This is a genomic window from Enterobacter sp. Ap-1006, assembly GCF_011752835.1.
Lineage (GTDB): Bacteria > Pseudomonadota > Gammaproteobacteria > Enterobacterales > Enterobacteriaceae > Cedecea.
In genome coordinates this window covers 308,425-326,037 of record NZ_VWWU01000004.1, presented here as the reverse complement: position 1 = coordinate 326,037, position 17,613 = coordinate 308,425, and the positions used below count along the sequence as shown (strand labels likewise).

Sequence of the window (17,613 nt, the reverse complement as noted above, 5' to 3'; positions counted from 1 at the left end):
GCTATGGGGATATCACCAAACTTTACCATCCAGGAGGGCCGATGAGCCAATTAGACAACGGTTTTCGTTCACTGACGCTGAAGCGTTTTCCGGAAACGGACGACGTAAACCCGCTGCAGGCGTGGGAAGCGGCAGATGACTACCTGTTGCAGCAGGTAGACGAACTTGAGCCAGTCGGCCCCGTTCTTGTTTTTAACGATACCTTCGGCGCGCTGGCCTGCGTGCTGGCCGAACACAAGCCATACAGCATTGGCGACTCGTACTTAAGCGAGCTGGCCACGCGTGAAAACCTGCGCGAGAACGACATCCCGGAAAACAGCGTCACCTTCCTCGACAGCACCGCGGCTTACCCGCAGGCGCCGGGGCTGGTGCTGATTAAAATTCCTAAGACGCTGGCCCTGCTCGAGCAGCAGCTGCGTGCGCTGCGCAAAGTCGTGACGCCGGAAACCCGCATTATTGCGGGCGCGAAAGCGCGGGACATTCACAACTCCACGCTGGAGCTGTTTGAAAAAATTTTAGGGCCAACCACCACCACGCTGGCGTGGAAAAAAGCGCGTCTGATTAACCCGACCTTCACCAAACCGGAACTGGCGGACGTGCCGGAAACGCTGAGCTGGAAGCTGGAGGGCACCGAGTGGACGATTCACAACCACGCCAACGTCTTTTCCCGCACCGGGCTGGATATCGGCGCGCGTTTCTTCCTCGAAAGTTTGCCGTCGGACCTGGAAGGCGAGATTGTCGATCTGGGCTGCGGTAACGGCGTGATTGGCCTGACGCTGCTGGAGAAAAACCCGCTGGCGCAGGTGGTGTTTGTGGATGAATCGCCGATGGCGGTGGCTTCCGCGCGCCTGAACGTTGAAACCAACCTGCCGGGCGATATCGACCGCTGTGAGTTTATGATCAACAACGCGCTGTCCGGCGTGGAGCCTTTCCGCTTTAACGCCGTACTGTGCAACCCGCCGTTCCACCAGCAGCATGCCCTGACGGATCAGATCGCGTGGGAAATGTTCCACCACGCTCGCCGCTGCCTGAAAATCAACGGCGAGCTGTACATTGTGGCCAACCGCCACCTCGACTACTTCCGTAAGCTGAAGAAGATCTTCGGCAACTGCACCACGGTGGCAACGAACAACAAGTTCGTGGTGCTGAAAGCGGTGAAGTTAGGCCGTCGCCGCTAAATCTCCAGCGCTAAACGGGTGCCCTGCGCGATAGCGCGCCGGGCATCCAGCTCCAGAGCCACATCGGCCCCGCCAATCAAATGCACGGGTTTACCCATCGCCTGTAAAGGCTCAGCCAGCTCGCGGCGCGGATTCTGCCCGGCACAAATAATCACGTTATCCACTTCCAACAGCTGTGGCTCCCCGCCGACGGTGATATGCAGCCCGGCATCGTCAATACGCTCGTAGCTCACGCCAGCCATCATTTTCACGCCTCGCGCGGCAAGCGTAGTGCGGTGGATCCAGCCCGTCGTTTTGCCCAGACCTTCGCCCGGTTTGCTGGTTTTACGCTGCAGCAGGAAGATACTGCGCGGGCTTTTGTGCAGATGAGGCCCTTCCGGGCGCAGGCCGCCTGACGTTTGCAGGCTGGTATCAATCCCCCATTCCACGCAGAACTCGGCGATGCTCTGGCTGGTGGATGCCCCTTCCTGGCTCAGGTACATCGAAGTATCAAACCCGATACCGCCCGCGCCAATCACCGCCACGCGTTTGCCCACAGGGGCTTTGTCGCGCAGCACATCGACATAGCTCAGCACCTTCGGATGCCCGATGCCGTCAATCTCCGGCAGGCGCGGCGCAATCCCGGAGGCCAGAATAACCTCGTCGTAGTCGTGCAGCATCTCAGAGGTAACGTACTGATTCAGGCGAACGTCCACGCCGGTGAGGGCCAGCTTCCGACGGTAGTAGCGCAGCGTTTCGAAAAACTCCTCTTTGCCGGGGATCTGTTTAGCGATATTAAACTGCCCGCCAATCTCCGCCGCAGCGTCAAACAGCGTGACGCTATGGCCGCGCCCGGCGGCGTTGACCGCAAAGGCTAGCCCGGCGGGGCCAGCACCTACCACCGCAAGGCGCTTCGGTTGTGAAACAGGCACAACCGTCATTTTGGTTTCATGGCAGGCGCGCGGGTTGACGAGGCAAGAGGTGACTTTGCCCACGAAGATCTGATCCAGACAGGCCTGATTGCAGCCGATGCAGGTATTGATTTCATCGGCGCGATTCGCAGCGGCCTTAGAAACAAACTCGGCGTCAGCCAGGAAAGGGCGCGCCATCGACACCATATCCGCATCGCCGTCGGCCAGGATCTGCTCTGCGGTTTCCGGGGTGTTGATTCGGTTGGTGGTCACCAGCGGCAGCGCGACATGGCCTCTCAGTTTTTTGGTTACCCAGCTAAACGCGCCGCGTGGCACGGAGGTCGCGATGGTAGGAATACGGGCTTCGTGCCAGCCGATACCGGTATTAATCAGCGTCGCACCCGCATTTTCTATCGCTTTGGCGAGGGTGACGGCCTGCTCAAAATTGCCGCCGCCTTCGACGAGGTCGAGCAGCGACAGGCGGTAAATAATAATAAATTCTTTGCCAACGCGTTCTCTCACAGTACGCACGACTTCAACGGCAAAACGCATTCTGCGTTCGTAGTCTCCGCCCCATTCATCGTCGCGCTGGTTGGTGCGGGCGGCCAAAAACTGGTTAATCAGGTAGCCTTCCGAGCCCATGATCTCCACGCCGTCATACCCGGCTTCACGCGCCAGGCTGGCGCAGTGGGCAAAGTCCTCAATCAGCGTTAACACTTCTTCGTGGCTGAGCTCATGGGGTTTAAACGGGTTGATCGGCGCCTGAATGGCCGACGGAGCGACCAGCTTAGGCTGGTAGCTGTAGCGCCCGGTGTGCAGGATCTGCAGGGCAATCTTGCCGCCTTCGCGGTGCACCGCCCCGGTTACAATGTGGTGATGCGCCAGCTGGCTTTTGTCGTTCAGCACCGCGCCGTGGGCAACGGTCACCCCTGAGGCCGACGGGGCGATCCCGCCGGTGACAATCAGCGCCACGCCGTGCCGGGCGCGCTCGGCATAGAAAGCGGCAAGGCGCTCAGCGCCGTCCGGCAGCTCTTCCAGCCCGGTGTGCATCGAGCCCATCAGCACGCGGTTTTTCAAAGTGGTGAAGCCAAGATCCAGCGGGGCAAGCAGCGACGAGTAGCTCATAATAAATCCCAATTTGTAACATTATTGTTATGTGGTCGGATGAGTTCTAATTTAGCCGTCGCGGGGCAAAAGGGAAAAGGGGAGTGCGGTGAATGTGATGAGAGTCATATTCCCGCCTCCCCGAAAGCCAAATCAGGCGCGAGCCTCTTTCAGCAGCTTCTGAATAACCTGCTCCTGCTGCTTGTAATTCCCCTCGCCGAAAGAGACATTGCGCAGCTGTCCGCGAGCGTCGAAGTAATAATGCGCTGGCCAGTACTGGTTTCCGAAGGCATTCCAGATCTGGTAGTTATTGTCGGTGACGACCGGGTACGGCAGCTGCCACTTGGCTACTGCCTTTTTCACCGAATCCAGATCTTTCTCCCACGGGTACTCCGGCGTATGCACGCCAATCACCACCAGGCCCTGATCTTTATACTTGTTGGCCCATTCCCGGACGTGCGGCAGCGCGTGCTGGCAGTTAATGCAATCGAAGGTCCAAAAATCGATCAGCACGACTTTGCCTTTCAGTGCCTCTGGCGTCAGCGGCGGGCTATTGATCCATGCGGTTCCCCCGGAAAGCGGCGGCATTGCGCTGGTGGGCGCGGGATCCACAATAGGCTGCAGCTTAGGCGCTGGCGTGGTGGCGGGGGAGAAGGCCAGCAGGCGCTGCTCCAGCTTCGCGCCGAAACCGTTGGCGTTTTGCAGCACCGCCGTGGTGCCGGAGGCGATAAACGCCACCGTGGCAAGCATAGCCACGCCAGCCGCTCGACGCAGCTGGGCCATCAGCGCCATTTTCTCACGCAGGCGAGCCAGCAGCCGGTGACCGCAGAACCACAGCAGCGCCAGCATCAGCGCGCAGCCGCTGCCGTAGGTCGCCAGCAGCAGGCCGGTGGTGACAGTCGAAGAGCCGGACAAGCCGAGGCCGAGAATGGCCCCCAAAATCGGCCCCGCGCAGGGCGACCAAAGCAGCCCCACCGCCAGTCCGGCCAGAAAAGCCGACAGCGTGCCGCGAGCGCGGTAGCTTTGGTTGTTGATGGCATTCCCCATCTGCACCGCCGGGCGCATCAGCCGTTCGGCAAGCGCGGGGAAGATGAGCGTGAGCGCGGCAAGCGCCAGCATCGCCAGCGCTACCCAGCGGCCAGCCAGCGTGGCGCGCACGATCCACTCCCCGGCAGCGCCGACCAGCAAAGCCACGGCGGTGAACATGGCCACCATGCCAGCAAGCAGGGCGATGATTTGGCGTTTTTTGCCGCGAAATGCAGCGAAAAGCAGAGGAATAACGGGCAGCGTACAGGGGCTTAATAAACTGAGCATACCGCCAAGAAAGGCAATCAGAACGGGCATAACACACCTCACGGTTACAGGATGATTTCGGGGTATTTAACCCGCCTGATGTGTTCGTGATGTGTGGGAAAACCGTCCTGATTGTCAGTTTGTTTGTCGGCGACTCGGCGGCATACAGAGCGATACAATCAGGCTACAGGCAGCGTGATGCAGGCCTGTAAACCGCCCTGTGGCCGGTTAGTCAGCGTTAATTTCCCCCCTAACTGGCCGACAAGCTGGGCGGCTATCGCCAGCCCAAGCCCGGTGCCGCCGGTGTCGCGATTTCTGGAACTTTCCACGCGGTAAAAAGGCTGCAACACGGCGTCCAGCTCCTCCTCGGGGATCCCCGGCCCGTTATCGCACACAGCCAGCGTGACCTGGCTGGCTCCCGCCGTCAGGCTGACTTCAGCGGCGGTGCCGAACTTCAGCGCATTATCCAGCAGGTTGGTCAGAATACGGCGCAGCGCCTGGGGGCGGGTCGAAAGCGGGAGTGACACTTCCGGCGCGGCAAACGTCACGGCAAACGTCACGGCTTTGCCAACGTCCTGATAATCGCAGGCAATGCTGTCCACAAACGCCCTCAATTCAATCCGCTGGGGAGCCTCTTCCAGACTTTCCGACGACCTTGCATAGGCGATGCCCTCGCGGACGAGATGCGTCATGTTGTCCAGATCCTGCATTAGTTTGTCGCGCAGTTCCGGCTCGTCGCTCATCTCCAGACGCAGCTTCATGCGGGTAATCGGCGTCTGTAAATCATGCGAAATGGACGCCAGAATTTGCGTGCGTTCTTTCAGATGCCCCTGGATTCTGGCCTGCATCGCGTTAAACGCTTTGGCCGCGTGTTCCACTTCCAGCGGGCCGCTTTCCTGCATGTCCACGGGGCTTGAGCTGGCGGGTTCCAGCGCTTCAACGGCGCGGGTAAAACGGGTAAACGGCAACACCACCTGGCGCACGGCAAACCACGCGCAAAGCGCCAGCAGGACAAGCTGGATGGCAATCACCACCGGCAGCCAGGTTTCAATCGGCGGCATACGCGGCGTAAGATCGATGGTCAGCGGCGAGCCGTCGGCCAGCGTCAAATGCGCCTGAATATGGGAACGCATACCGGGAATGGCGGTGAAATCGAGCTGATAATGCTCGCCCAGCGCCTCTTTCAGAGACGCAATAGCGTCTTTAGAACGTTCGTCGGTGGGTGGTTTGCCCGGTGTCCCTGGTCCAAGAATGTAGTGGTAATTTTCCCGGGCGAGCCGGTCCAGCCAGGCCGGTCGCTCATTGGCCGGTAGCTTGTCGAGGATCGCGACGCTGGTGGCAACGTTGTTTTGCAGGTTATCCAGCATCACGCTGCGGGCGCTGTTCATTCTCTCGAGTGTGGTTAGCGCCAGAGTCAGGCCGTTAGCCAGCAGCAGACCGACAAGAACGATAAGAAACAGCCGGGACAGCAGAGTTCGGGGCCAAAGCCTCATTCTCGCGCCTCGACGATCGTCACGGGAACGGAAAGCACATAGCCTTCGCTACGCACGGTTTTGATATAGGCCGGAGTGCGGGCATCTTCGTTCAGGCGCTGGCGAACGCGGCTGACCAGTAAATCGATGGAGCGTTCAAACAGCTCGGCGTCGCGGCCTTGAGTCAGGTTCAGCAGCTGATCGCGCGTCAAAACCCGCTGTGGATGATCCAAAAACACGCGCAGCAGGCGATATTCCGCCCCGCTCAGGGCAACGATCGTACCTTGTAAATCAATCAGATGCCGGGCCGAAGTATCAAGCTGCCACTCGCCAAAAGCGATGATCCTGCCCGCTTCGGTCACCTGCAAATTGGGCGGGAGCGCGCGGAAGCGACGAAGGATCGCCTTGATCCGCGCCAGCAGTTCGCGGGCGACAAAAGGTTTTACCACGTAGTCGTCCGCGCCCATTTCGAGGCCGAGGATCCGGTCACTGTCTTCGTTTCTGGCGGTCAGCATTAAAATAGGCAGATCTTTGTGCTTATCGCTGCGCAGCTGGCGGCAGAGCGTCAGCCCGTCGTCGCCGGGCATCATCACGTCCAGCACCACTAAATCGACGTGCTGCTTATCCAGAACGGAACGCATCTCTTTGCCGTTGGCCGCGCCGCTGGCCCGGTAGCCGGATTTTTCCAGATAGCTGACGATTAACTCGCGAATGTCGCGGTCGTCGTCCACCACGAGAATATGATCGATATGTTCCACCTGGGGCTCCCGGCGCTAAAAGTGAAGGCTAAAACTAGCATAGCCGCCCGGTAGTGAACGGCTATGTTTTTCTTTTTTTACTACAACTTACCGGCATCTACCACTGCCTTCACAAACGCCTCTGGCGCTTCTTGCGGTGGGTTATGGCCGATGTTTCCACTGAAGGTTCGGTGTTCATATTTGCCGGTAAATTTCGCCGCATAGGCCGCCGGTGCAGGATGTGGTGCGCCGTTGTTGTCGCCTTCAATGGTGATGGTTGGCACGGTGATATTCGGCAGCGCAGCCAGCTTTTTCTCATCAGCCGCGTACTTCTGCTCGCCGTTTTCCAGCCCCTGGCGCCAGCGATAGTTGCTCAGGGTAATCGCAACGTGGTCCGGGTTATCCAGTGATTTGGCGCTGGTGTTAAAGGTTTCATCGCTGAACTTCCAGCCCGGCGAAGCCTGCTGCCAGATCAGTCTGGCGAAGTCATGGGTGTTTTTCTCATATCCTGCCGCGCCGCGTGGAGTCGCGAAATAAAACTGATACCACCACTGCAGCTCGGCCTGCGGCGGCAGCGGTTTTTTCCCTGCTTCCTGGCTGCTAATCAGATAGCCGCTGACCGACACCAGCGCTTTCACCCGTTCAGGGTGCAGCGCCGCTACGATATCCGCCGTGCGTGCGCCCCAGTCGTAGCCAGCGAAAATGGCCTGTTTGATATGCAACGCATCCATTAGCGCAACGGTATCCTGAGCCAGCGCCGCCGGTTCACCATTACGAGGAGTGGAAGGGGAAAGGAACCGGGTGCTGCCGAAGCCGCGCAGATTTGGCACGATAACCCGATAGCCCTGCTTTGCCAGCTCAGGCGCTACCGTATCAAAGCTGTTGATGTCGTAGGGCCAGCCGTGCAGCAGAATTACCGGCTGCCCGTCTTTCGGGCCGAGATCGACATAGCCGACGTTCAGCACGCCCGCGTTAATCTGTTTTATTTGTCCGGCATCGAAGCCCGCGGCTTCCGCCTGGCAGGCGAAGACGACCGAGAGAGAAAGAGGGGCAATCAGCGCAGACAGGGTCAGTTTGTTGAACATGATGTTTTCTCCAAAGCCATTAGAAAATGTTCGGTTATCACATCACGAGATTGTAGGCGGTGTGTTTTTCAAACCGCCCTTTTTGCATGGCGGCGTATCTGGCGGGGTCGTGGATACAGTGTGATACAAAGTGTTTTTACCCTCACCCTGGCCCTCTCCCTGGAAGGGAGAGGGGATAAAAATATCCTACGCTGTTTGTTTCCCCCTCGCCCCTCTGGGGAGAGGGCCGGGGTGAGGGGATGAAAATATTCTGTGTTGTTTGTTTTCCCCCTCTCCCCTGTGGGGAGAGGGCCGGGGTGAGGGGATGAAATTATTCTGCGTTGTTTGTTTCCCCCTCGCCCCTCTGGGGAGAGGGTCGGGGTGAGGGGATGAAAATATTCTGTGTTGTTTGTTTTCCCCCTCGCCCCTCTGGGGAGAGGGCCGGGGAGAGGGGGAAAATTATCCTGCCACTCTCGGCACAAGCCCCGGCGCCTGCCACATCGACGTCGTCAGGCCGCTGTCCACCAGCGTTAACTGGTCGGCATACACTTTTTGCCATTTGCGCTTCATCTCGTCGTAAAGCTCGCGGTGCGCCGGATTTGGCGTGAACTCTCGCTGCCACTGCACCAGACGCTCACCTGTACTGGCTAGCGAATCAAAAAGCCCGGCGCCTACGCCAGCGGCAATCGCGCAGCCCAGCGCCGTGGCCTCTTTGACCACAGGCACGCGCACCGGCAGGCCGGTGACATCGCTCAGGATCTGGCTCCACAGCGCGCCTTTTGAACCACCTCCGGCGAAGACAAGCGAGTCGAACCTCACGCCAGAAAAGCCGGAAATCTGCTCCAGATTACAGGCGGAGACAATCGCCGCGTTCTCCTCTAAGGCGCGGAATAGCGTCGCTTTGTTGCACTTCTCAGGGTCGATGGAGAGGTTAATGAACGACGGCGCGGCGTGGTACCACTGCTTGAAATGCATGGCATCAGAGAAAATGGGCATCACCCCGTGGGAGCCCGCAGGTACCCGGCCCGCCATCTCTTCCATTAGCGAATAGGTATCCACGCCGAGGCGCTCGGCCAGCAGCTTTTCTTCCGCGCAGAAGGCGTCCCGGAACCAGCGCATCGTCAGGCCGGTGAAAAAGCTAATGGACTCCGCCTGCACCATGTTGTGGATGACGTGCGGGTTAATGCGGATGTTCATGTCGGGGTCGGTTTTGATGGCCGGCAGGTTCACCACCTGCTGCCAGAATGTGCCGCCCAGCACCGCCGTCTGCCCAGGCCGGACGATGCCCAGCCCCAGGCAGCCAAGCTGGACGTCGCCGCCGCCCATCACCACCGGCGTGCCTTTTAGCAACCCGCTTTCTTCAGCCGCCTGTGGGGTTATGCCGCCCAGCACGGTGCCGGTTTCTTTGACCGGGGAAAGTATGTCGGCGCGCAGCCCGGCCATATCCAGCAGGGCAGGCCGCCAGTCGCGGGTCGATAGATCCAACATCCCGGTCGTACCGGCGTTAGAAGGGTCAACTGCCAGCTCACCGGAGAGTTTGGCCGCCAGCCAGTCGCTGATCATGGTGATGGTGGCGGCTTTGCGGTAGATATCCGGGCGATGGTGTGCCAGCCAAAGCAGGCGGGGCATGGCGCTCAGCGCCAGCGTCTGGCCTGAAACCTGGTACACCTCGGATTCAAACTGGAAGTCGTGGATCTCTTTCAGCTCGCTGACTTCGCGGCTGGCGCGAGCATCCACGTTTGCGCAGGCCCAGATTGGCTCGCCGTGGCGATCGTACAGCACAATCCCTTCCCTCATAGAGCAACAGGCAACGGCACTTATCGCCGAAGAGGAGAGGTTAGCGTTGTGCAGGGCCTCTCGGATGCAGCGGCAGGCCAGCTGCCAGTTAACGGCGAGATCGAACTCCATCGATCCCGGCACATCTGTCACGCTCAAGTGCTTCCATTCGGCCTGGCCAACGGCTATTTGCTGGCCAGAAGTATCGAAGATCACGGCGCGGATACTGCCCGTTCCGGCGTCCAGTGCAAGTAGATAACTCATTCACAGACCTCTTCCGTCGCTCGTTCAATAAATAAACTCTTATCCATCGCGGGCGATCTGACCGATCTATTTGGATGTTTTGTGATCGCTGCACGGTTGCGATGGGCGATCCCTGACTAAGTTTTTGAACACTATCTCTTATTCACTGATGGATCCGGGAGAGAACTTGATGGCAGATCTGGATGATATTAAAGATGGAAAAGACTTCGGTATTGGCCAGCCGCAGGAGAACCGGGCGTTTTACCTGAAGGGAAGCGGGGCGCTGGACTGGGGCATGCAGTCGCGGCTGGCGAGGATTTTTAACCCCGGCACCGGGCGCACCGTGATGTTGGCTTTCGATCACGGCTATTTTCAGGGGCCGACAACCGGCCTGGAGCGTATTGACCTCTCCATTGCGCCGCTGTTCCCTGAAACCGACGTACTGATGTGTACCCGCGGCATTCTGCGCAGCGTGGTCCCGCCTGCCACCAACAAACCTGTTGTGCTGCGCGCCTCCGGCGGCAATTCGATCCTCAGCGAACTCTCGCGCGAAAGCGTCGCCGTGACGATGGAGGATGCTTTGCGCCTCAACGCCTGCGCGGTGGCCGCGCAGATTTATATCGGCAGCGAGTATGAGCATCAGTCGATCAACAACATCATCAAGCTGGTGGACGAGGGAACGCGCTACGGCATTCCTACGCTGGCGGTTACCGGCGTGGGCAAAGAAATGGCCCGTGACGCGCGCTACTTCTCGCTGTCTAGCCGCATTGCCGCCGAGCTTGGGGCGCAGTTTGTAAAAACCTACTTCGTTGAGGAAGGTTTTGAGAAAGTCGCCGCCAGCTGCCCGGTGCCGATCGTTATCGCCGGAGGTAAAAAACTGCCCGAGCAGGAGGCGCTGGAGATGTGCTTTAAGGCGATAGACCAGGGCGCATCCGGTGTGGATATGGGGCGCAATATCTTCCAGTCTGAAGCACCCCTGGCGATGCTGCAGGCGGTGAAGAAGGTGGTGCACGAGAAAGCATCTGCCCGCGAAGCCTATCAGTTCTGGCTTGAAGCGAAGCATCAGGGAGGTAAGGCATGAACGTCACGCTGGTGGAGATCAACATTAAGCCAGAGCGGGTCGACGAGTTTCTGGACGTGTTTCGGGCGAATCACGAAGGCGCCATCAAAGAGCCCGGTAATTTACGCTTTGATGTGCTGCAGGACCCGGAGGTTTCAACGCGATTTTATATCTACGAGGCCTATCAGGATGAGGCCGCGGTGCTGGCGCATAAGAAGACCCCGCACTATCTCGCCTGCGTTGAGAAGCTGGATGAGATGATGTCTGAGCCGCGTAAGAAGCAGAGCTTTATTGGGCTGCTGCCGTAGGGAATGCCCCCTCACCCTGGCCCTCTCCCCATGGGGGAGAGGGGAAAAAACAAAGGGAGTGGGTGGTACAGGCAAAACGCCCTCGCCTCAAGGGGAAGAGGATAAGAAAGCGATTCAGCAGACACGGAAAAATCCCTCTCCTTAATGGGGGGAGAGGGGATAAAAAACGGTTAGCAGACGCGGAAAACACCCTCTCCCTGTTAGGGAGAGGGTTGGGGTGAGGGTCACTCAGCTTTCCTGCGCCTCTGCCGTCTCATCCTGCGTCACTCTCAGCCTGTAAAGCGCGCGCTTCGCGCACTCAAGCACATGCTCGCACTGCTCAATGGTCAGCGTTAGCGGCGGTTCGACCCGAATGGTTTTGGAATTATTCAGCGTCCCGGCCACCAGCACCTGCTGGCGGAACATCTGGCTGGCAAACTCGTAGCCGATGTCGTTGTCGCAGAACTCAATCGCCATTAACAGCCCCTGGCCGCGTGCCTCAACAACCAGATCGGGGAACTCACGGGCCAGCGCCCGGAAGCCATCCAGCAGCAGTTGCCCTTTCTGAGCCGCCTGAGCAGGCAGATTCTCTTCCAATAGGTAGTGAATAGTCGCCAGCGCCGCAGCGCAGGCCAGCGGGTTGCCGCCAAACGTGGTGGTGTGCAGGAACGGGTTATCAAACAGCACGGAAAACACCTCTTCTGTCGCAACCGTGGCACCAATCGGCATCACGCCGCCGCCCAACGCTTTTGCAAGGCATAGAATGTCCGGCTGCACGTTTTCGTGTTCGCAGGCAAACATCCTGCCGGTGCGGCCCATCCCGGTTTGCACTTCATCCAGAATCAGCAGCACGCCGTACTCGTCGCAAAGTTGACGCACCGCAGGCAAATAGCCTGGCGGCGGCAGAATCACCCCGCCTTCGCCCTGGATGGGCTCAAGGATCAGCGCGGCTACATCATCACCGGTTTTGCGACATTCGCTGAACTGCGTGCGTAATGCCTCGATATTGCCAAATGGCACGTGGCGGAATCCCGGCAGCAGCGGCATAAATGGTTTACGGAAAGTGGATTTCGCCGTGGCCGAAAGTGCGCCCAGAGACTTGCCGTGGAACGCGCCGCTGGTAGCAATAAAGGTAAATTTCCCTCGTGGTGACTGGTACGCTTTGGCCAGTTTTATTGCGGCTTCCACGGATTCTGTGCCGCTGTTGCTAAAGAAGCTGTATTTGAGTTTACCCGGAGTCAGTGTGGCAAGCGTTTTAGCGAGCATCGCCCTCAGAGGGTCGAGCAGTTCCTGGCTGTGCAGGGGCTGCTTTTCAAGCTGATGCTGGACGGCGGAAACAACGACTGGATTACGGTGCCCCACGTTAAAGATGCCGAACCCACCCAGGCAATCGATATACTCTTTGCCCTGGGTGTCGACAAGCGTATTCAGGCTGCTCGCTTGCCACTCTACGGCTCCGTAATCCCCGCCGGCGGTAACGGACTTGCGGTACTCAAGAAAACCCGGATTAACGTGCTGCTGGAAGCTATCAATCACCTCCCGGTTTAGCGCCTTCATCTCCTCATGGCTAAGTGACTTCTTTTCAATAATGTTCAGTGCGTGCGCCGTACAGGCAAGGGCCGAGGCGCTGGAAGGTAACCTGTTCAAAATGTGCTCCTGGGTGTGGCGTATCACGCGATACACAAAATAAGTATTGCAGGGATTGCGCCAGGTAGCGCGCCGTAAGTGAAATCGGGATAAACGCCCGCAGGAGTACATCTGTGCAATAATTAATCACAATAGATTACATTTTGCGTGTTTTTAATGCTGAAGGCCGATTGAATGAGCATGACCTTGCTGAGAAGAGATTCGCACCATTTTGGGGCGACATGTTTCCGTATGGCGCAAAAGGAAAATAAAGATCGGGCTTGTTATTGTTTAGCATTTCTTAATGGTTAATAGAGGCTTATTTATTCTGAAATACCGTATAACAATAAATGTCCTTATTCGTAAAGTTTTTAATTTGGATTGGCCGTTTAGGATTTGTTTAAGTTATGATTCGGCGTGAAAATTAACCCGCGATATTCGTTATCATCAGGTGGTGGATATTAACTTGACCCGTTAAACACAAGGTGTGCATAGCGTGACCATCAATATAAAGGACATCGACAGCTCTTTATCAGAGCTAAATATTGCCATTCGCGATCATTATAACTGGGCAAATAAGTGCCTGCGCCTCAGCCTGCTGGGCGGTGAATCCGATAAAGAAATCAACGATCTGCATTCCCATCAGCATTGTCGTTTCAGCCGCTGGCTGGGGCAGCGTTTGCAGGGGGGGAGTCTGGACCGGGAGTTGATTTTGCTGATTGATAAGCACCACACCGATATGCACGATGCTGCCCGGGTACTCATGTTATCTATTATCGGCAGACAGGTTAGTGAAGAATTGCTGAATCATTACAATGAAGCGCAGCAAAATTTTATTTCCAGTATCGACCAGTATAAAGAATATCTTTTCTCCTACCGCAATTTGTACGACGCGTTAACCGGCCTGCCGCTACGCCATTTAATGTATCAGGAATTTCCGCTGATACGCTCTCGCTGCGAGCGTGCGGAGCACAGCCTTTATTTGCTGATCATGGATATTGACCGTTTTAAAACGATCAATGACACCTGGGGACATAACGCCGGAGATGATGTGTTGCGCAGCGTCGCGTCCATTCTTAAAGGGGCTACGCGTAGCGAAGAGCGCATTTATCGCTTTGGCGGCGAGGAGTTTATTATGCTGCTGGAAGCGACCAGTCGTGAGCAGGCAGAGCAGGCCGGGCAGCGCATTTGCCAGCACTTAGCCAGCCAGCCCATCAGCGTGGATGACCAGTCAATCCGCGTGACGGTAACCGGGGGGCTGACCCTCGTCAGTGCGAATGATTCCCTGCACAGCGCCATTGGTCGGGCAGACAAAGCCATGTATTACGGCAAAAACACGGGCCGCAATCGCTGTATTCTGGCTTTGCCTGACGAAGAAATGGTCACGCTGGAATAATGCGTTACGCGTTCGCCATCCTGTGTTCCCCGTTCACCAGCGCAGCACGATCGAAGCTGCGCTCAATCACCCCGTTGGCCATAAACGCCGCCCGGTCGGACATATGCGCAATCACGTCGGCATCGTGGCTGACCAGCAGATAGGTCATGCCGTGCTGCTGCTTCAGACGATTGAGCAGGTTGAGGATCTCCGCCTGGACCGACATATCCAGCGCGGAAGTGGGTTCGTCGAGCAGCAGAATTTTGGGGCGAAGCAGCAGCGCACGGGCAATCGCCACGCGCTGGCGCTGGCCGCCGGAAAGCTGGTGCGGGTAGCGTTTTGCCGCCTCGGACGGCAGGCCGACCTGCTCTAATGCTTCCGCCACTCGGGCTTCAATCTCGCTTTCACCGTGGATTTTCAGCGGCTCGGCCAGCGTGCGCCAAATCGTGTGGTTGGGGTGCAGCGAGGCATACGGATCCTGGAACACCATTTGCACTTCGCGACGCAGCGCGCCCTGGAAGCGTTTCCCTGCCGCAATGCGGTTACCCATCAGCTCCACATCTCCCTTCCAGTCACGCTGTAGCCCGGCCAGCACGCGCAGAATGGTAGATTTCCCGCAGCCGGAAGCGCCAATCAGGCTAAATGTCTCGCCCTGTTCAAGAGAGAAACTGGCTCCGGCGACGGCGGTTTTGATCCCGCCTTTGGCGGCGAACTGCACGCTTAGATTATCAACCTTAACGATCGCCATAGGTTTCTCCTGGCTGGAATTCGATGCGGTTCAGCGTCGGTAGCATCTGCCCGTAGGTGTCGGCATTTGGACGGCAGGTCCAGAGCGTGCGCGTGTAAGGATGCGTGGCCTGCGGCAGCTCGCTTGCCGCCATTTCATCGACTTTTTGGCCCTGGTACATCACCAGCACGCGGTGGCAGTGTTCAGCCACCAGCGGCAGATCGTGGCTGATCAACAGCAGCGCCATTTGCCGCTGTTCGCACTGGGCTACCAGCAGCTCAAGGATTTGGTTGCGCAGACGGGCGTCGAGCGCCGACGTAGGTTCGTCAGCGATCAGCACTTTGGGATTATTGGCGAGCGCAATGGCGATCATCACGCGCTGGCCCATGCCGCCGGACAGTTCGCCGGGGTAACGCATCAGAACCGCATCCGGCAAGCCAACGGATTGCACCAGTTCGCGACAGCGATCGCGGCGTTCGGCAGTGGACAGCTTCTGGTGCAATCGTAGCGCTTCGTCAATTTGCTGCTGCACGCTTTTGACCGGGTTCAGCGCATAGCGCGGGTCCTGCAGCACCATGGCGATGTCACTGCCGCGCAGCTGGTTCCAGTTCCGGGCATTCATGTCGAGCAGGTTGTGCCCCATCACGCTGAGCTGCTCTGCACTCACTTTGCCTGGTTTACGCACCAGCCCCATCAGCGCGCGAGCCGTCATGGATTTGCCTGAGCCGGATTCGCCGACCAGCGCCAGGCGTTCATTGCCCAGCGTGAAGGAGAGGTTGCTGACTACCCGGCTGCCGGGATAGTCGATATTCAGCCCGGAAACGGTAATTCTGTTAGTCATGTTGCGGCTCCAGCACGTCGCGCAGGCCATCGCCCAGCAGGTTAAACGCCAGGCTGCTCAGCAGAATGGCGGTGCCCGGAATGGCGGCAATCCACCATTGGTCGAAAATGACCTGCATTCCGTCGGCAATCATCGCGCCCCATTCAGACATCGGCGGGCGGGCGCCTAAGCCGAGGAAACCCAGACCGGCGGCGGCAAGAATAATCCCGGCCAGATCCAGCGCCAGGCGCACGATGGCGGAAGGCAGGCACAGCGGCAGAATATGGCCTACCAGCAGCCGCAAGCCTTTGATGCCCATCATTTCTGCGGCCGCAAGATAATCGCTATGGCGCAGGCGCTGTATTTCACTTCTTGCCTGGCGGGCATAGGCGGGCCAGGTGGTCAAAGCCAGCGCCAGCGCGCCGTTAACCAGTCCTGGGCCGAGCATTGCCACAAAGGCAAAGGCCAAAATCAGGCGGGGCATCGACATGACTACATCGGTAAAGCGCATCAAGATACGCTCCAGCCAGCCGCCGTAATAGCCGGACAGAATGCCAATTAGCAGCCCAACCGGCAGGGTAATAATGGTCACCAGCAGCACCAGGCCCAGCGCCGGGCGAGTGCCGTAGAGCAGGCGAGAAAGCAGGTCGCGGCCATAGCTGTCGGTGCCCAGCAGATGTTGGGCGTTGGGCGCCTGCAGGCGCGCGGCGGCATCCTGCCAGTTGGGATCGAACGGAGCCAGCCACGGCGCAAACAGCGCGATAAGCACCAGCCCGGCAATGATAATCAGCCCGCTAAGGGCCGCCGGGGAGCGCAGCATGCGTCGCAGAAAAAGAGAAGACGGCATCAGCGGATCCTCGGGTCGGTGGCGCGCACCAGAATGTCGGTCAGGTTATTGATCAGCACAAACGACACGCCAATCAGCAGCGTCCCGCCCATGATGGCGGTGGTATCCCCGGCAAAAAGCGCGGTGGTGAGATAGCGGCCAATACCCGGCCAGGAGAAGACGGTTTCCGTCAGCACCGCACCTTCGAGCATGCTGGTGTAAGCCAGAGCGATCACGGTGAACAGCGTGCCGCGAATATTGGGCAAAACATGGCGCAGCAGAATCGCCATGTCGCCTGCGCCCTTCGCGCGGGCGAGCGTAATGTACTCTTTGTTCATTTCGCTCAGGCAGGCCGTGCGGGTCAGGCGGGTGATGCTGGCGAGAGAATAATAGGCCAACAGCAGTACCGGCAGAATCAGGTGGTTAATGGCGTTGAGAAACGCGCCTTTATCGCCGGAAAGCCAGGTGTCGATCAGCACGAAGCCCGTTTTGGCCTCGACGCTGTACTGGTAAATATCGTCCAGCCGCCCGGGTCCGGCGCTCCACTGCAGGCGTGCATAAAAGAGCGCCAGCATCAGCAGACCCAGCCAGAAAATAGGCACGGAGTTGCCCAGCAGGGTAAAAGTGCGCACCACGAGATCCAGCGGTGAACCGGCGAACCGTGCGCAAAGCACACCAAAAAGTACGCCAAGTATGCTGCCGACGATAAGCGCCAGGGTGGCGAGTTCCAGGGTGGCGGGGAAAGCTGAAAGCAAATCATGCAGCACCGGCTGGCCGGTTGAGCTGGCTATGCCTAAATCGCCGTGGGCGAGATTGACCAGATAATGCCAGAACTGCACGGGCAGCGACTGATCCAGCCCCAACTGGTGGCGAACCTGATCGTAAGTTGACTGGCTGGCGTGGTCGCCGACGATTTGCAGCACTCTGTCCACCGGGGACAGCGCAGACAACGCGAAGGTAATCAGCAGCAGGCCAATCAGGGTCAGAGCAAGGGTAAATATTCCCTGAAGCAGGGTGAGCAGCGGACGCCGCAGGCGATGCGACGAAGGCGAGACTTCGGACATGGGTAACTCTTTTATGCGCTAATGGTGATTGACCCCTCGACCGGCCTCTTTCACGACGGAAAGGGCGGGGC

The 17,613-nt window shown here is 58.4% G+C and carries 15 protein-coding genes; 4 read left to right on the top strand and 11 right to left on the bottom strand.

Going from position 1 to position 17,613, the window contains the following annotated elements:
• Positions 1-41: 41 nt before the first annotated feature.
• A complete protein-coding gene (rlmG, locus tag F3J28_RS14390; RefSeq protein WP_166877158.1) occupies positions 42-1,178 on the top strand; it encodes a 23S rRNA (guanine(1835)-N(2))-methyltransferase RlmG in 1,137 nt (378 codons plus the stop codon).
• Here the strand turns inward: rlmG and F3J28_RS14385 are convergent.
• From F3J28_RS14385 to lsrK, 6 genes are all read right to left on the bottom strand, one after another.
• Entirely contained in the window at positions 1,175-3,193 is a 2,019-nt protein-coding gene (locus tag F3J28_RS14385) for an NADPH-dependent 2,4-dienoyl-CoA reductase (protein ID WP_166877155.1), read from the bottom strand. The two genes, rlmG and F3J28_RS14385, sit on opposite strands and share 4 nt — an antisense overlap.
• 132 nt (positions 3,194-3,325) lie before the next feature.
• The gene (locus F3J28_RS14380; protein WP_166877152.1) at positions 3,326-4,516 is read right to left on the bottom strand and encodes a cytochrome c biogenesis protein DipZ; all 1,191 of its coding nucleotides are present in this window, start codon (positions 4,514-4,516) and stop codon (positions 3,326-3,328) included.
• Positions 4,517-4,644: 128 nt separating this feature from the next.
• Entirely contained in the window at positions 4,645-5,958 is a 1,314-nt protein-coding gene (locus F3J28_RS14375; protein ID WP_166877149.1) for a sensor histidine kinase, read from the bottom strand.
• Positions 5,955-6,695 (bottom strand): response regulator, encoded by a 741-nt coding sequence (locus F3J28_RS14370; RefSeq protein ID WP_008460492.1) that lies wholly within the window; start codon positions 6,693-6,695, stop codon positions 5,955-5,957. Before F3J28_RS14370 ends, F3J28_RS14375 begins: the two co-directional genes overlap by 4 nt.
• 80 nt (positions 6,696-6,775) lie before the next feature.
• Positions 6,776-7,759 (bottom strand): alpha/beta fold hydrolase, encoded by a 984-nt coding sequence (locus F3J28_RS14365; RefSeq protein WP_008460493.1) that lies wholly within the window; start codon positions 7,757-7,759, stop codon positions 6,776-6,778.
• Between the two features lie 438 nt (positions 7,760-8,197).
• The gene (lsrK, locus tag F3J28_RS14360) at positions 8,198-9,778 is read right to left on the bottom strand and encodes an autoinducer-2 kinase (protein ID WP_166877144.1); all 1,581 of its coding nucleotides are present in this window, start codon (positions 9,776-9,778) and stop codon (positions 8,198-8,200) included.
• 169 nt (positions 9,779-9,947) lie between these two features.
• On the opposite strand from lsrK, the gene lsrF reads away from it, so the two are divergent.
• Positions 9,948-10,838 carry a 3-hydroxy-5-phosphonooxypentane-2,4-dione thiolase gene (gene lsrF, locus F3J28_RS14355; protein WP_166877141.1) on the top strand — a complete coding sequence of 297 codons (891 nt, stop codon included), beginning with the start codon at positions 9,948-9,950 and terminating at the stop codon, positions 10,836-10,838.
• Positions 10,835-11,125: a (4S)-4-hydroxy-5-phosphonooxypentane-2,3-dione isomerase gene (lsrG, locus tag F3J28_RS14350; protein ID WP_008460496.1), complete on the top strand. Its 291-nt coding sequence runs from the start codon at positions 10,835-10,837 to the stop codon at positions 11,123-11,125. Before lsrF ends, lsrG begins: the two co-directional genes overlap by 4 nt.
• A 228-nt stretch (positions 11,126-11,353) precedes the next feature.
• Here lsrG and ygjG read toward each other — a convergent pair whose 3' ends face one another.
• Positions 11,354-12,751 (bottom strand): putrescine aminotransferase, encoded by a 1,398-nt coding sequence (gene ygjG, locus F3J28_RS14345; RefSeq protein ID WP_205247198.1) that lies wholly within the window; start codon positions 12,749-12,751, stop codon positions 11,354-11,356.
• A 475-nt stretch (positions 12,752-13,226) separates the two neighbouring features.
• Between ygjG and F3J28_RS14340 the strand changes: the two genes are divergently transcribed.
• A complete protein-coding gene (locus tag F3J28_RS14340; protein ID WP_166877136.1) occupies positions 13,227-14,126 on the top strand; it encodes a diguanylate cyclase in 900 nt (299 codons plus the stop codon).
• Between the two features lie 4 nt (positions 14,127-14,130).
• Here the strand turns inward: F3J28_RS14340 and F3J28_RS14335 are convergent, their stop codons facing one another.
• Genes F3J28_RS14335 through F3J28_RS14320 form a run of 4 tightly spaced genes read right to left on the bottom strand, consistent with a single transcriptional unit; the run spans position 14,131 to position 17,542 of the window.
• Positions 14,131-14,853, bottom strand: coding sequence for an ABC transporter ATP-binding protein (locus F3J28_RS14335; protein WP_166877133.1), 723 nt, complete (start codon positions 14,851-14,853; stop codon positions 14,131-14,133).
• Positions 14,840-15,673, bottom strand: coding sequence for an ABC transporter ATP-binding protein (locus tag F3J28_RS14330; RefSeq protein ID WP_166877130.1), 834 nt, complete (start codon positions 15,671-15,673; stop codon positions 14,840-14,842). The genes F3J28_RS14335 and F3J28_RS14330 overlap by 14 nt, the downstream gene beginning before the upstream one ends.
• On the bottom strand, positions 15,666-16,499 hold the full coding sequence (locus tag F3J28_RS14325; protein WP_166877127.1) for an ABC transporter permease: 834 nt from the start codon (positions 16,497-16,499) through the stop codon (positions 15,666-15,668). The genes F3J28_RS14330 and F3J28_RS14325 overlap by 8 nt, the downstream gene beginning before the upstream one ends.
• Complete coding sequence (locus F3J28_RS14320; protein WP_166877124.1) at positions 16,499-17,542, bottom strand: ABC transporter permease; 1,044 nt, start codon at positions 17,540-17,542, stop codon at positions 16,499-16,501. Before F3J28_RS14320 ends, F3J28_RS14325 begins: the two co-directional genes overlap by 1 nt.
• Positions 17,543-17,613: the final 71 nt, after the last annotated feature.

What these genes read in the sequence shown, in the direction of transcription:
- rlmG (WP_166877158.1), top strand. Translation starts at nt 42, where the DNA reads ATGAGCCAATTAGACAACGGTTTTCGTTCACTGACGCTGAAGCGTTTT.
- F3J28_RS14385 (WP_166877155.1), bottom strand. Translation starts at nt 3,193, where the DNA reads ATGAGCTACTCGTCGCTGCTTGCCCCGCTGGATCTTGGCTTCACCACT.
- F3J28_RS14380 (WP_166877152.1), bottom strand. Translation starts at nt 4,516, where the DNA reads ATGCCCGTTCTGATTGCCTTTCTTGGCGGTATGCTCAGTTTATTAAGC.
- F3J28_RS14375 (WP_166877149.1), bottom strand. Translation starts at nt 5,958, where the DNA reads ATGAGGCTTTGGCCCCGAACTCTGCTGTCCCGGCTGTTTCTTATCGTT.
- F3J28_RS14365 (WP_008460493.1), bottom strand. Translation starts at nt 7,759, where the DNA reads ATGTTCAACAAACTGACCCTGTCTGCGCTGATTGCCCCTCTTTCTCTC.
- lsrK (WP_166877144.1), bottom strand. Translation starts at nt 9,778, where the DNA reads ATGAGTTATCTACTTGCACTGGACGCCGGAACGGGCAGTATCCGCGCC.
- lsrF (WP_166877141.1), top strand. Translation starts at nt 9,948, where the DNA reads ATGGCAGATCTGGATGATATTAAAGATGGAAAAGACTTCGGTATTGGC.
- lsrG (WP_008460496.1), top strand. Translation starts at nt 10,835, where the DNA reads ATGAACGTCACGCTGGTGGAGATCAACATTAAGCCAGAGCGGGTCGAC.
- F3J28_RS14335 (WP_166877133.1), bottom strand. Translation starts at nt 14,853, where the DNA reads ATGGCGATCGTTAAGGTTGATAATCTAAGCGTGCAGTTCGCCGCCAAA.
- F3J28_RS14330 (WP_166877130.1), bottom strand. Translation starts at nt 15,673, where the DNA reads ATGACTAACAGAATTACCGTTTCCGGGCTGAATATCGACTATCCCGGC.
- F3J28_RS14325 (WP_166877127.1), bottom strand. Translation starts at nt 16,499, where the DNA reads ATGCCGTCTTCTCTTTTTCTGCGACGCATGCTGCGCTCCCCGGCGGCC.
- F3J28_RS14320 (WP_166877124.1), bottom strand. Translation starts at nt 17,542, where the DNA reads ATGTCCGAAGTCTCGCCTTCGTCGCATCGCCTGCGGCGTCCGCTGCTC.